This window comes from Vreelandella maris (assembly GCF_013371085.1).
Lineage (GTDB): Bacteria > Pseudomonadota > Gammaproteobacteria > Pseudomonadales > Halomonadaceae > Vreelandella > Vreelandella maris.
Genome location: NZ_JABWCV010000021.1, coordinates 44167 through 58535 on the forward strand (window position 1 = coordinate 44167; position 14369 = coordinate 58535).

Consider the following 14369-nt stretch of genomic DNA (forward strand, 5'->3'; position numbering starts at 1 on the left):
GCATGACACATGTGGTGATTACCGGTACAGGACTCTATACACCGGAACACGCCATTGATAATGCGGCCCTAGTGGCGGCATTTAATGCTTGGGTAGATGGTGAGAATGAGCTGCACGCCGAGGCCATTGCGCGAGGAGAGCGTGAACCGCTGGCGCACTCAAGCAGCGAGTTTATTGAAAAAGCGTCTGGTATTAAGAGCCGCTATGTGCTCGATGCGTCAGGTATCCTTGACCCACAGCGTATGCGGCCTAAACTGCCACAGCGGAGTAATGACGAACCCTCGCTTCAGTGCGAGATGGCGACCGAGGCTGCGCGTCAGGCACTGGCCGCCGCTCAAGTGGATGCCGCTGATATCGAGCTAGTGATTGTTGCCTGCTCAAATCTTGAGCGTGCCTATCCTGCCGTGGCCGTTGAAGTCCAGCAAACACTGGGAACAAGTGGCTATGGGTTTGATATGAACGTGGCCTGCAGTTCAGCCACGTTTGCTTTGGAAACCGCAGCAAATGCGATAGCCTCCGGTAGCGTCAAGCGCGCACTGGTGGTTAATCCTGAGATTTGCTCAGCGCATCTTAATTTTCGAGACCGTGACAGCCACTTCATTTTCGGCGATGCTTGTACTGCTGTGGTACTAGAAAATAGTGCTGTTGCCGTTGCTGATGAGCAGTTTGAAATCCTCGGTACGCGTTTGATCACTCAGTTTTCCAATGCGATTCGTAATAATGCGGGTTTTTTAAATCGCGTGACGGACAGTGATCCGATGGCGTTGGATAAGCTGTTCGTGCAGGAGGGGCGGCGGGTATTTAAAGAAGTTTGCCCAATGGTGGCCAAGTTGATCACCGATCATCTGGCGTCCTTGGAGCTAAACGGAAGCGACCTTAAACGCATATGGCTGCACCAAGCTAACCGGCATATGAACGATTTGATTGCCCGTAAAGTGTTGGGGTATGACCCAAGTGAAACCCAGGCACCGATCATTTTAGATCGCTATGCAAACACCAGCTCAGCGGGTTCCATTATTGCTTTTCACCTGCATCATGAGCAGTTCAATCAGGGCGATATTGGCGTGATTTGTTCGTTTGGCGCTGGCTATAGCGCGGGCAGTGTCGTCATCCGTCGGGTGTAGGCCTCTGCACCGTGCTGCGGAATTGGAAAAAAGGAAAATGTCATGTGGCAGTGGTTAAGTAACGACAAGACAACGCTTTCGTGGCGCTCAAAAGGGTTGCCGCTACTGCTGGTGGCGTTATTAGCAAGCGGCGGTTGTGCCAGCACACAAATGGCAGAAAACGCCAACCCAGACGACCCGTGGGAAGGCTTTAACCGCAAAGTGTTTGCGTTCAACGATGTACTGGACCGTTACGCGCTTAAGCCGGTGGCAAAAGGCTATCGCACGATTACCCCTGATCCGGTTGAAACAGGGGTAGGAAACTTTTTCTCTAACTTAGGCGAAGTACGTACCGCGCTTAATAGCGTGCTTCAAGGTAAGCCTGCTAATGCGGGCCTTGCTACCTCTCGCTTTTTGATTAACTCCACCGTGGGCATTGGCGGGTTGTTAGATTACGCAACGCTGATGGAAATTACCGCGGATAAAGAGGATTTCGGTCAAACGTTGGCAGTATGGGGCTGGGATGACTCACGTTATTTGGTGCTGCCTTTCTTCGGCCCCAGCACGCTGCGTGATACCACGGGTTTACCTGCTGACATAGCCGCGTATCCGGTTACCTACGTTGAAGATGATACTGTTCGCATAAGCCTGACAGCGCTCAACCTGATTGACACCCGTGCTGGATTGCTCGACCAGGAAGAGTTGATTCGCGGTGATCGCTACCGCTTTATTCGTGATGCTTATTTACAGAGCCGTCAGTTCGAGGTGCGCGATGGAGAGTTAGGCGATGACCCTTTTGCCAGCGATACTTTCGATTTTGATGACAGCGACTTTGATGACAGCAATTTTGAAGATAGCGACACTGGTGACGACGACGTTGGTGGCGAAAATAGCGCCGATTGAGGCTTATGATGGAGCATTCTAAACAGTTGATCGCGGTGATCGACGAGCCGGGTCGAGAGCGCGATGCGCTGGCCGAAGCGATTACCTGCGACGACATGTGGGTATTTGCCGCTGAAGATATTGACCACTTGCCTGCGGATACGGCGCTAATCGTGGCCCACGCCAGAGCAGTGCCACGCCAGCAGTGGTCACAGCTAACGCGACGCTTACCAACGTTGGTCGTGAGTGACTCGCGCCAGGATGCTGACCTTATCAAAGCCATTGACGTAGGGCTGGTGGACTATATTGTCCACCCTCTGCGTCACGCTGAGCTGTTGCGGCGAATGATCCGTAAAGCCATCGAGCTAAATGATTTGGCCTTAGAGCGCGAGCGCGATCACGAGCGTCTTGCAGAGTTAAATGAGAGCCTAGAGACGCATTTGGCGCTACTGCGTATGGATCAGCAGAGTGGTGGTCATATCCAGCGGCGTTTACTGCCGTTACGCCCTAAAGTCATCAATGGGGTGTATTACGACTATGTATTTGCACCTTCTCTCTATTTATCCGGTGATTTTCTAGACTATCAACGTTATAACGATCGTTATAGCGCCTTCTATTTTGCCGATGTGTCGGGGCATGGTGCGTCGTCAGCCTTTGTCACGGTACTGCTAAAATATTTATGCAATCGTTGGTTGAGTGAGTGGGATGGTCAACAGCCAGAAAATTTGCCGCCGGATTGGCTGAAGGCGATGAACCGCGAGTTACAGGGTACGGATATAGGCAAACATGCCACCTTATTTGTCGGTGTTATTGACCATGAGACGCATACTCTGCACTATTCGCTCGGCGCTCAACTTCCCATGCCGCTTTTAGCAGCAGAAGGAGAGCTAAGACGTCTTGAAGGCGAAGGAATGCCGGTAGGCCTTTTCCCCGATGTGGAGTATCCTTCGCTTAGCTGTGCGTTGCCGAACGACTTTTGTTTATGGCTTTGCTCAGACGGCGTATTGGAATGCTTGCCGGGTAAAACGCTCGACACGCGGCTCAAGGAGCTTGAGCAATTAGTAAGCGAGAGTGTCACGCTTGAGCAGTTGCGCGACCGGCTAGCAGAGACGAATGCTCTCCTTGCAGAAGGGGATGCAGAGTTCGATGCTAACCAGGAACGCGATGCTTTACCCGATGATCTAACAATCATGATGGTGAGCGGATTTGGTCATGCTGATTGAAGAAGGCCGCATTAAAGCGGCGTTCGATTCTGGTGTTTTTGTTTTAAAGCTGTGTGGCGATGTGCGCTTGACGCTTTGCGCGACACTCGATACCCAAGCCCAACGTCTCGCTGAGACACCGGGGTTGCGTGCCGTACTGATTGACCTGCGTGAGGCCACCAATGTGGATTCGACCGCGTTGGGTTTCTTGGCCAAGGTCGCAATGGCAGTAAAAGGGCGCTTAGAGCAGTCCCCGACAATTATTGTCGATAATGATGACGTTCGAAAAATGTTGGACGTGATGGGGTTTTCGCGCTTTTTCACTTTGATGGAAGCGCCTCTGCAGCAGTCAACAACGCTTAACGATGCTCTCGAAGAGTTACCTGAAGAGCCTGCCGACGAAGAGGGGTTGCGTGAACGCATTCTCGAAGCCCACCGTATTTTGATGCACATGAACGAGCATAACCGCGAGCAGTTTCAGCCGCTGGTTGACATGCTTGAGTCCCAAGACGCAGCCACGCACCATTAAATACCCCTCTTTAATCTGATTTGGCTTTCTCAGGGCTATCGCAGCGGGTGATCCATCGTATTACCCAATGTGCTAGCTCTGTGTGTATAGCGCTTAGCCCCGACAAGTGTCTTAAAATCAGCTATTATTAGCGGCCTATCTATTCCCGCGCGTTCGTTATCGCCGTAAGGAGACCCATGCATCTTAATCCCCGTCGTGTAGCGTTGTTAGTTGCCGCCAACACGGCGCTTGCCCCCTTTGCGATCGACGCCTACCTACCTGCAATGGGAATCATCGCCGAAAGTATCGGCGCTAGCATTCATCGCACGGAACTTTCCATTAGCGTGTTCTTGTTTGGCTTTGCGCTGGGTCAGCTATGTTTTGGGCCATTATCGGATCGTATGGGGAGAAAGCCTGTACTGCTGGGCGGCCTAGTGGTGTTTATGTTGGCAAGTCTAGCGATCACCACGGTCGATAGTCTCTCCTCGCTGCTGGCCTGGCGATTTGTGCAGGCGTTGGGAGGCGGTGCTTGTGTTGTCAATTCGGCAGCGATTGTGCGCGACTGCTTTAGCGGTCGAGAGGCCGCCAAAGTGATGTCGACGATGGCGATGATTATGATGCTGGCGCCGCTAGTGGCGCCAGCAGTGGGGAGTCTATTGTTGCATGTGGCCGGTTGGTGGTTAATTTTTGTTTTCTTGGCTGTTTATGCAGGCTTTTTAGTCTGGCTGCTGGGAACGCGCCTGCCTGAGACCCGTGATATGTCGCTTCCTGCGGCGTCACCGCGGCAAGTCATTCGCAATTACGCCAGCGTGCTCAAGCATCGTGAAGGGATGGGCTATATTTGCGCGGTAGCCGCTTCCTTTGCAGGCCTATTTGCATTTGTGACGGCCTCACCGTTTCTCTATCTCGACTATTTTGGTCTATCGCCAGGTACCTATCCGCTCGTGTTCGGTGTCAACGTACTGGTCATTGCGCTCTCAAACCGCGTCAATATTCACCTGCTGCGCAAACGCACGCCACAGCAGAATCTCCGCTTGGGGCTGCTCATTCAGTTAGTGGCAGCCCTGGGGTTGGTGTTGGTAACCGCGTTAAATATGGCGTCACTTATGGTCGTTGTGCCGCTCATTATGCTCTTCACCGGCATGATTGGGCTGATTACCCCGAACGCAATCTCTTCATTGTTGGATCATTTTGGCCATATCAGCGCAACTGCAACGGCGCTTTTAGGCGGCATTCAGTTTACCTGTGGCGCTCTCGCTGGGGTGATGGTCGGGCTGTTTGAAGTGGAACACCTTTGGCCAATGGTACTGACGATGTTGGGTGCTGCCCTGTTGGGGAATATCGGCGTGCGTAAATTAACCAAGGCGCCCGTCATAAGTGAGTAAAAGGGATGAGCACCAAGGATGAACAGCAGTGATAGATAGCATGTTAGCCTGGGTCAATATGCCGATGAGTACCTGGTTAGCCTGCGCAGCCGTGCTGCTGCTGGGTGCCTTTGTCCAGCGCGCGACCGGTTTCGGTTTGGCCGTTATCGGGGCGCCGTTGCTGCTGATGCTTGAGCCACGCTTGGTGCCGGTCATTTTAGTGCTGTTTGGCTTTACCGTTTCGTTAATGATGGTGCGTCACTATTGGCACGAGGTGCGCCTGGATTCCATTGGCATGGCGTTAGTAGGGCGCCTGCCTGGTAATGCGCTGGGTATTTGGCTGCTGCTCGCCGCGCCGATGCTTCTGCTAGAAAAGCTAATCGCCATCATCGTGCTGTTTGCTGTGCTGGTGACGCTGTGCCGATTTAAGCTGCCGGTAAATCGAATAACCCTATTTGGCGCTGGCGTACTGTCGGGTATCTTTGGCACCGTTGCTGCCATTGGTGGCCCGCCCATGGTGATATTGATGCACGGCTTGCCTGCTGATCAGGTGCGGGGAAACCTGGCAGCTTTTTTCATTTTGACCTCGCTATTGACCATTATTACTCTTGCCTTCGCTAACCAGATTCAGCTATGGCATTTTCAGGTTGCCCTTACCTTTCTCCCCGCGGTACTGGTTGGTAACGCAGTGGCGGACGCTATTGCTCATCGCTTGGATAGACGTTTACTGCAAGGCGCTTCGCTGGCGCTGTGTACCTTGGCGGCATTGGGTTTGCTGTTGTAAGCGAAAGCGAATTCCCCGCGTAGCGAAAAATCTTTCACCTATTACTCACTGTCATGAAGTTGTCATGGAACCAGTGCAAGGTATGCCTTGCGAAGGTTAGATCCCTACATGAACAGGAGTTTTTCGCATGAACCGTATTCTAAAAACCACCGTTATCGCGGCTGCTGTAATGAGCGTTGCCGGTGTTGCCCAAGCCCGTGATCAAATCCGTATCGTAGGCTCCAGTACCGTTTACCCGTTTGCCAGCTACGTAACTGAAGAGTTCGGTGCTACTACCGGAAATCCAACGCCTGTTATTGAATCAACTGGTTCGGGCGGTGGTTTGCGTCTGTTCTGTAACGGTGTAGGCGAAGGCACGCCCGATATCACCAACGCTTCACGCCGCATGAAAGTTGCTGAGTTTGAGCGTTGCGAAGAGAACGGCGTCACCGATATTACCGAAGCTAAGATCGGTTCTGACGGTATCGTGTTGGGTCAGTCAAGCTCCAACGATGACGTTGATTTCACTCTTGAGCAGATTTTCCTGGCAGTAGCCGCCCAGGTGCCGGTTGATGGTGAGTTAGTCGATAACCCCTACACCAACTGGAGCGATATCGATTCGGCGCTGCCTGACCGCGAAATCTCCATTTATGGGCCTCCGACCACTTCAGGTACGCGTGATGCGTTTGAAGAGCTGGTCATGGAAAGCGCCTCTTCAGAAATGGAAATTTATGGCGAAGAAGGCTATACCGATATCCGTTCTGACGGTATTTACATCGATGCTGGTGAAAACGATAACCTGATCGTTCAGCGCTTGTCAGAAGACACCGGTGCCTTTGGTATTTTCGGTTACTCTTTCCTTGAAGAGAATACCGATACTATCAGCGCTGCCACTATTGACGGCGTAGAGCCTGAAGCTGATGCAATCAGTTCCGGCGACTATCCTATCGCGCGTTCACTTTGGTTCTACGTGAAGAACCAGCACGCTGAAGAAGTACCGCCGATGTATGAGTATGTCGACATGTTTATGAGCGAGATGATGATTGGCTCAGATGGTTACTTGAAAGATATTGGCTTGATCGCACTGCCGGAAGGCGAGCGTGAAGAGTGGCGCCAAGCGGTAGCAGATCGCACTACAATGACAGCAGACGTTCTTAAGTAAGTCGTTAAGTTAGAAATGAAAGTGGTCGGCAGCGAAAGCTGCCGGCCTTTCGTTTTATGACAGCGATATATTGGCGTTTGTCACATTGTTGTAATGTTTGTGCCCCAAAGTAGTCGCCAATACGATTTCATTAAGTAATGCGAGAGAAATTTGATGCAGACTAACCAGCTTCTTCTGATTTTTTGCGGTGCGTTACTATTGCTGGGGCTGCTGGCGTTTTTTGCTGGCCGTTCAAAAGCCACCCGTTTACGCAGTGCGGGTACGGCTATGTTTGCTCAGCCAGATCAATACGCCTGGTTCACCGTGCTCTCGACCGCTGGTCCAGCGGTGGTACTAAGTGCGCTGGGGGCTTTTGTGCTGCTTTTGATGGGCGCTGATATCCCCACGCTCTATTTGCTAGCGTCAAGTTTGGTGGTCGCAGCTATAGGGCTAATGGTAAGCCTTAACCATGTAAAACCTGATTTTCATGCCCGTCAGGCCATTGAGCGGGTCATCCGCATGGTCTTGGCCGGGGCTGCGTTAATCTCCATTTTCACTACGTTCGGCATTTTGTTCTCGATCATCTCCGAGGCGCTGCGCTTTTTCCAAATGCACAGCTTCTGGGAGTTTATTACCGGCACCACATGGAACCCAGGCGCGAGCTTTTTAGCGTCAGCGGGACGTGGCGATGGAAGTGGGGCTGAGTTTGGCTCGGTACCGCTGTTTGCCGGTACCTTTATGATTACTGCTATTGCCATGCTGGTCGCTGTTCCTATCGGTCTGCTTTCCGCGATTTACATGTCTGAGTTTGCGCCACGTAATGTGCGCACCATTGCCAAGCCCGTGCTTGAAGTTCTGGCGGGTATTCCTACCGTGGTTTACGGCTTTTTTGCCGCAATTACTGTAGCGCCCATTATCGTTAACATCGCTGGTTTTTTTGGGCTCGATGCTTCCTATAACAACGCCGTCGCTCCAGGTGTCGTGATGGGTATTATGATCATCCCGTTTATCTCGTCACTGTCTGACGATGTGATCAACTCGGTGCCCGATAGTATGCGCCAAGGGTCGCTGGCATTAGGCATGACCAAAGGTGAAACCATTCGAGACGTGGTTATTCCTGCTGCTCTGCCAGGGATTATTTCAGCGGCGCTCTTAGGCATGTCGCGTGCGCTGGGTGAAACCATGATCGTGGTGATGGCAGCAGGTATGCGGCCCAATCTCACCGCTAATCCGCTGGAAGATATGACCACGGTGACCGTGCGTATTGTGGCGGCTTTAACCGGTGACCAAGAATTTGCTAGTGCTGAAACGTTGTCAGCCTTTGCCCTCGGGCTGGTGCTGTTTGCGGTGACGCTCTCGCTGAACCTGGTGTCCGTACTGATGATCCGTCGTTTCCGTGAAAAATACCGCGTGAATAACCTGTAACGCTGAGGAACTGTTTCGATGAGCCATACTTTTGACGAAATCAGCCAGCAGCTAAGGCGGCGTCACCGTAAGTCTGCCCGCCTTAAATGGATCTCGATGGGATCGTTGGGCTTGGCAGGTCTGTTTCTGATTCTGTTTTTTGCCGATATGTTAAGCAAAGGCCTACCAGCCTTTCAACAGGCGTATATCCAGACCGAGATTAGTTACACCGAGGAAGCGCAAAACGATGGGCGGCAGGCGTTTGATCAAGAGCTGCTACCGTTAATCAGTCGCACGGTGGTGCGAGTGATTCCGATGGAGTTGCGCAACAATCCAGAAATGATCGGTACCAGCGAAGCGCAATGGGTGTTGGCAAACAGTGAGGTCGACCAGTATCTGAAGGGGCATCGGCACCGCCTGAGTGAAGAAGAACAAGCGGCGCTTGATGAGCGTGTCGAAGCGGGCCAAGTTGACCTTCGCTTCAATAGCACCTTTTTTGGATCCGGGGATTCAAAAATCGCTGAGAGCGCAGGTATTCTCTCGGCAGTGGTCGGCACCGTGATGACCATGATTGTGACGTTATTAATTTCGTTCCCTATCGGGGTAATGACAGCCGTTTATTTGGAAGAGTTTGCGCCAGATAACCGCTTCACCCAGGCGATTGAAATCAACATCAATAACTTGGCCGCTATCCCGTCTATTCTGTTTGGTTTGCTAGGCCTGGCTATCTTTATAAACTTCTTCGGCGTGCCGCGTTCGTCGCCGTTGGCCGGTGGTATGACACTAGCGCTGATGACGTTGCCGGTGATTATTATCTCAACCAGAACAGCGCTGCGCAGCGTGCCGGACTCTATCCGCCATGCGGCCTTTGGGGTGGGTTGTTCGCGCTGGCAAGTGGTACGCGATCACGTTCTGCCCTTGGCAATGCCGGGCATTATGACGGGCTCCATCATCGGGCTTGCTCAGGCGATGGGTGAAACAGCACCGCTGATTATCGTCGGGATGGTGGCGTTTATCCCGGATGTCGGCGCATCGTTTACCAACGCGGCCACGGTTATGCCTGCGCAAATATTTACTTGGTCAGGTGAACCTGAGCAGGCGTTCGTAGAGAAAACAGCCGGCGGTATTTTGGTGCTACTCACCATACTCATCTCACTCAACGCCTTCGCCGTTGTGTTACGTAAGAAATTTGAGCGTCGCTGGTAGGCCAGCGCGATAGAGGACATGACTATGAATAGCCAAGCACCTGTAATGAATGACCAGCATGCACCTGCGGTTGGACAGCCCTACACGCGTAACAATCAGGCATGCCACGATTTGAGCATACGGGTTCGCGATTTGAACCTGTGGTATGGCAAAAACCAAGCGTTGAATAACCTTAATATTGATCTGTTTCAGAAAAATGTGACGGCGCTAATTGGCCCTTCCGGGTGTGGTAAATCGACCTTCTTACGTTGCCTGAATCGCATGAACGATTTGATTCCTAGCGTGCGCACCGAAGGATTGGTTGAAATGGATGGGCGGGACGTAAATGCTCCCAAAATGGATGAAGTAGCGCTGCGCCGCCGAGTGGGGATGGTCTTCCAAAAGCCGAATCCATTTCCTAAATCAATTTACGAAAATGTTGCTTACGCACCCCGTATGCACGATTTGGTTAGCCGCAAAGCGGAGCAGGATGAGCTGGTTGAAAAGGCGTTGCGTAGCGCTGGCCTTTGGAACGAAGTGAAAGATAAGCTACAAGAACCCGGTACCTCGCTGTCGGGTGGCCAACAGCAGCGCTTATGTATCGCCCGCGCTATTGCCGTTCAGCCTGATGTGATTTTGATGGATGAACCAACGTCGGCGCTTGACCCGATATCGACCGCAACCATCGAAGATTTGATGGATAAGCTAAAGGAAGAGTTCACCATCATCACCGTGACTCATAACATGCAGCAGGCCGCGCGGGTGGCGGACTATACGGCGTTCTTCCACCTGGGTGAAATTATTGAGTACAACGATACCAAAGTGATGTTCTCAACCCCCGCTAAGAAAAAAACCGAAGACTATATTTCCGGTCGTTACGGCTAATTAACGCCTTTCAAGCAGTCCCATCGTTATCCGGTGGGCCTGCTTTTAATGTGTATTTTTTTATATATTCATATATGTTTATTCGTATATGGGCGATATCCTGCTTGGAAAGGAACAACTTTAAAAAATAGAAAACAAAATCTAAAAACCTGCAAATAGACAACAAAGAACAGCGATTCTAGGAGGCACCATGGCACTTCGAATTGGTATCAATGGATTGGGACGTATTGGCCGCTTAACGCTGAGAATTTTGTGGCAAAAAGTGTCGACGGGTGACGTTGAGCTTGTGCGCATTAATGACCCTGGTGGCGATGCGGCAACCTTTGCCCACCTATTGGAATTTGATTCTGTACATGGCCACTGGTCTCCGGGGAAGGGCATTACAGCTGCCGATGACGCTATTGTTTTCGATGGTAAATCCGTTGCCTTTAGCGCCAACAAAGCAATTGCCGATAGCGATTGGTCCGGCTGCGATGTAGTCATCGAGTGCTCAGGCAAAATGAAAACCACTGAAAAGCTTCAAGCGTACCTCGACCAGGGCGTTGGACGTGTAGTGGTGAGTGCGCCTATGAAAGAGGCGAGCGTGCTCAATGTGGTAGTGGGGGTAAACGATCATCTCTTTGATCCTTTGCAGCATAAGATCGTCACCGCTGCCAGTTGTACCACCAACTGCTTGGCACCAGTGGTCAAAGTCATTCAGGACAGCTTCGGTATTCGTCATGGCTCAATGACCACGATACATGACATTACCAATACTCAAACGATTCTGGATGCACCGCATAAAGATCTTCGCCGCGCCCGTGCTTGCGGCATGAGCTTGATACCTACTACCACCGGTTCGGCGAAAGCCATCACCGCGATTTTCCCTGAGCTAGAAGGCAAGTTAAATGGCCACGCGATTCGTATCCCGTTGGCTAACGCATCGCTTACCGATATGGTGTTTGAGCTTGAGCGTGAAGTCACCGTCGACGAGGTGAACGCTGCATTGAAAGCCGCAGCGGATGGCCCGCTGGCAGGCATTCTGGGCTATGAAGAGCGCCCGTTGGTGTCGATCGATTACCGCACTGACCCCCGCAGCTCCATTATCGATGCGCTGTCTACCATGGTGGTCAACGGCACGCAGCTAAAACTCTACGCTTGGTACGATAACGAATGGGGTTACGCGAATCGAACCGCTGAGCTATCCCTGATGGTAGGGCATGAGTAGGTGGAGCGTGGCTGATTCAATGCTTACGCGGGTAAGGGCGCTACCTTTCGAGGTGCGCCAGTACATGCTGATTACCGGTAACTACTGGGCGTTTACCATAACAGACGGCGCGCTTCGCATGCTGGTGGTGATGCACTTCCACCAGTTGGGTTATTCGCCGTTATCCATCGCGATGCTGTTTTTGTTCTACGAAGCCTTTGGCGTTGTGACCAATTTAGTAGGTGGTTGGCTGGGCGCCCGTCTCGGGCTCAATCGCACCATGAACGTGGGCTTAAGTTTGCAGATTGTGGCGCTGGCAATGTTAATGGTGCCTGCGAGCCTGCTAACCGTTGCCTGGGTAATGGCCGCTCAGGCGCTGTCGGGCATTGCCAAAGACCTTAACAAAATGAGCGCTAAAAGCGCTGTTAAGGTACTGGTTCCTAAAGAGAGTGCTAACGCCAATAGCTCGCTCTACCGATGGGTAGCCATGCTGACCGGCTCTAAAAACGCGCTGAAAGGGTTGGGCTTTTTTGTTGGCGGGCTGCTGCTAACGTTGATTGGCTTTCAGGCGGCTGTGTTTGTGATGGCCGTGATGCTGGCTGGCGTGCTGCTGCTCTCACTTCTGCGTTTAAAGGCGGACCTTGGTCGTCAAAAAGTGAAGCCTAAGTTCTCCGAGATTTTCTCAAAATCAAAGGCGATTAATGTTCTTTCCGCTGCTCGGTTTTGTCTTTTTGCAGCGCGTGATGTGTGGTTCGTAGTGGCACTGCCGGTCTTCCTATACGACCAGCATGGTTGGACCCACTGGACCGTGGGTGGTCTGTTGGCGGTATGGGTGATTGGTTACGGCGGAGTGCAAACCCAGGCGCCAAAGCTGACCCGGTTGATCAAAGGTGATGTACGAGTGCTGACGGTAGGGTGGGCGGCCGCGCTGGCGGTGCTGGCAATTTTGTTGGCGATGCTGCCTTTGTCGCAAGTAGGTTGGTTAGTGATTGGCTTACTCGCCTTTGGGGTGTTGTTTGCGATTAACTCCAGCTGGCACAGTTATTTGATTGTTCACTTTGCCCGCGCCGACGGCGTCTCGATGGACGTCGGCTTTTACTATATGGCCAATGCCATGGGGCGTTTAGTCGGCACGCTATTGTCGGGCTGGCTGTATATGGCTTACGGGCTGAGTGCCTGTCTGTGGGTATCGGCTGCTTTAGTGGCAGCAAGTTCAGCGATGGCACTAGCGTTGCCTAGACAAACCGCATGATCCGCTCGCCTAGGGTAGGTTTAACGCTAACATTAGGTAGCGCGCAAACTCTGGCCTGGGCATCTAGCTACTACTTGCCTGCTATATTAGCGGTGCCCATGGCCCGCGATTTAGGAGTGCCGCCCAGTTGGGTGTTTGCCGCATTCTCTGTGGCCTTGCTGTTAACTGCAATGCTTGGCCCCAGCGTTGGCCGTTGGATTGATATACGCGGTGGGCGAGGCGTATTAATGGCCTCTAACGGTGTCATGGCCCTTGGCCTAATCATAATGGCGCTATCTCAAGGTGTGTTCACCTTAATGCTCGCTTGGCTTATTACTGGTATAGGCATGGCGATGGGCTTATACGACGCCGCTTTTGCCACCTTGGGGCGGCTCTTAGGGCGCAGCGCACGAGCTTCCATTACCGGTGTTACGCTTCTAGCGGGGTTTGCCAGCACCATCGGTTGGCCGGTGACGGCGCTACTGGAAAACGAGTTTGGGTGGCGTACCGCCTGCGGCGTTTGGGCCATGCTGCATATCGTGATAGGGCTGCCGCTTAATGCACTCTTGCCAAAAGCAGGGGATAGCCCGGCGGTACAGAAGGATGAAAACCCCGCTCCGCCACCTGATCGGCCCCGCTTAGCCATGGTGCTGTTAGCCTTTGTATTTGCAGCCGGATGGTTTGTGTCGACGGCGATGGCGGCTCATTTGCCACGGCTTTTGCAGGAAACCGGAGTGTCGCTTTCGGTAGCTGTGGCCGCCGCTGCGTTAGTGGGGCCCGCTCAGGTGGCTGCTCGACTGGGAGAATTTGCACTGCTTCGTCATTTGCACCCGCTGGTGGCCGCGCGCGTGGCGACAACGCTCCATCCACTAGGTGCCGCGCTGCTGGCAACGGTGGGTATGCCTGCCGCAGGCTTTGCGCTTCTTCATGGTGCTGGCAATGGCATGATGACCATTGCGTCTGGCACTTTGCCCTTAGCACTGTTTGGTTCTGCGGGTTTTGGCCGTCGTCAGGGTCTAATTATCGCGCCTGCCCGGGCCATGCAAGCCTTTGCGCCGCTGCTGTTTGGCCTATTAATAGAACAGCACGGCGCTGGAGCGCTGTGGCTTACTGCGGGATTAATGCTGGCGGCGAGTTTAGCGCTACTGTGTATTCGTGTGCCTCGATTGCAGGGGTAAGCCATCTACATAAAGATGGCGTAATTTCCAGAAACCCTCAACGTTGATAGTTAACCCTTGGCCAACAAGCTCTGGCGCAATAAAAAGAGTAATGTCCTGATAACTATGACGCTGGTAGAGCGAAGAGTCTGCTGGTGAATTTGCCTCGGCGACGGCAACATTGGCAACTCCCCCGCAGCAGCCATGGCGAGGTGATAAGCGCACGGTCACTTCGCCTCCGTGCTGCTTAATGAACGCTATGGCGCTGCTACCTATTTCGATGATGTGGTTCATCGAGCACCCCACTTTGTTACCACGATTATAATTTATGGGGGTAGTAAACGGCTTCGCCATCCTC

At 52.5% G+C, this 14369-nt stretch carries 14 protein-coding genes; 13 read left to right on the top strand and 1 reads right to left on the bottom strand.

Annotation, left to right across the window (positions count from 1 at the left end; genetic code table 11):
- The first annotated feature begins 2 nt into the window (after positions 1-2).
- The 13 genes from HUO07_RS16185 to HUO07_RS16245 all read left to right on the top strand — a co-directional run bounded on the left by HUO07_RS16185 (position 3) and on the right by HUO07_RS16245 (position 14032).
- Positions 3-1124, top strand: coding sequence for a beta-ketoacyl-ACP synthase III (locus HUO07_RS16185; protein WP_176304412.1), 1122 nt, complete (start codon positions 3-5; stop codon positions 1122-1124).
- Between the two features lie 42 nt (positions 1125-1166).
- Positions 1167-2006 carry an MlaA family lipoprotein gene (locus HUO07_RS16190; RefSeq protein ID WP_176304413.1) on the top strand — a complete coding sequence of 280 codons (840 nt, stop codon included), beginning with the start codon at positions 1167-1169 and terminating at the stop codon, positions 2004-2006.
- Positions 2007-2014: 8 nt separating this feature from the next.
- Positions 2015-3208: a PP2C family protein-serine/threonine phosphatase gene (locus tag HUO07_RS16195; protein WP_176304434.1), complete on the top strand. Its 1194-nt coding sequence runs from the start codon at positions 2015-2017 to the stop codon at positions 3206-3208.
- The gene (locus HUO07_RS16200) at positions 3198-3716 is read left to right on the top strand and encodes an STAS domain-containing protein (protein ID WP_176304414.1); all 519 of its coding nucleotides are present in this window, start codon (positions 3198-3200) and stop codon (positions 3714-3716) included. The genes HUO07_RS16195 and HUO07_RS16200 overlap by 11 nt, the downstream gene beginning before the upstream one ends.
- 176 nt (positions 3717-3892) lie before the next feature.
- Positions 3893-5080 (top strand): multidrug effflux MFS transporter, encoded by a 1188-nt coding sequence (locus HUO07_RS16205; protein ID WP_176304415.1) that lies wholly within the window; start codon positions 3893-3895, stop codon positions 5078-5080.
- 31 nt (positions 5081-5111) lie between these two features.
- A complete protein-coding gene (locus tag HUO07_RS16210; RefSeq protein ID WP_176304435.1) occupies positions 5112-5843 on the top strand; it encodes a TSUP family transporter in 732 nt (243 codons plus the stop codon).
- 127 nt (positions 5844-5970) lie between these two features.
- Positions 5971-6984, top strand: coding sequence for a substrate-binding domain-containing protein (locus HUO07_RS16215; RefSeq protein ID WP_176304416.1), 1014 nt, complete (start codon positions 5971-5973; stop codon positions 6982-6984).
- A gap of 153 nt (positions 6985-7137) precedes the next feature.
- Entirely contained in the window at positions 7138-8388 is a 1251-nt protein-coding gene (gene pstC / locus HUO07_RS16220) for a phosphate ABC transporter permease subunit PstC (protein WP_176304417.1), read from the top strand.
- A gap of 18 nt (positions 8389-8406) precedes the next feature.
- Positions 8407-9573, top strand: a complete 1167-nt coding sequence (pstA, locus tag HUO07_RS16225; protein WP_176304418.1) for a phosphate ABC transporter permease PstA — start codon at positions 8407-8409, stop codon at positions 9571-9573.
- Positions 9574-9597: 24 nt separating this feature from the next.
- Positions 9598-10437, top strand: coding sequence for a phosphate ABC transporter ATP-binding protein PstB (gene pstB / locus HUO07_RS16230; RefSeq protein ID WP_101147907.1), 840 nt, complete (start codon positions 9598-9600; stop codon positions 10435-10437).
- 190 nt (positions 10438-10627) lie between these two features.
- Positions 10628-11644 carry an ArsJ-associated glyceraldehyde-3-phosphate dehydrogenase gene (locus tag HUO07_RS16235; RefSeq protein WP_176304419.1) on the top strand — a complete coding sequence of 339 codons (1017 nt, stop codon included), beginning with the start codon at positions 10628-10630 and terminating at the stop codon, positions 11642-11644.
- Positions 11637-12875, top strand: a complete 1239-nt coding sequence (arsJ, locus tag HUO07_RS16240; RefSeq protein ID WP_176304420.1) for an organoarsenical effux MFS transporter ArsJ — start codon at positions 11637-11639, stop codon at positions 12873-12875. Before HUO07_RS16235 ends, arsJ begins: the two co-directional genes overlap by 8 nt.
- Positions 12872-14032, top strand: coding sequence for an MFS transporter (locus tag HUO07_RS16245; RefSeq protein WP_176304421.1), 1161 nt, complete (start codon positions 12872-12874; stop codon positions 14030-14032). The genes arsJ and HUO07_RS16245 overlap by 4 nt, the downstream gene beginning before the upstream one ends.
- Here the strand turns inward: HUO07_RS16245 and HUO07_RS16250 are convergent.
- The gene (locus tag HUO07_RS16250) at positions 13997-14305 is read right to left on the bottom strand and encodes a CC/Se motif family (seleno)protein (protein ID WP_176304422.1); all 309 of its coding nucleotides are present in this window, start codon (positions 14303-14305) and stop codon (positions 13997-13999) included. The two genes, HUO07_RS16245 and HUO07_RS16250, sit on opposite strands and share 36 nt — an antisense overlap.
- Positions 14306-14369 lie beyond the last annotated feature (64 nt).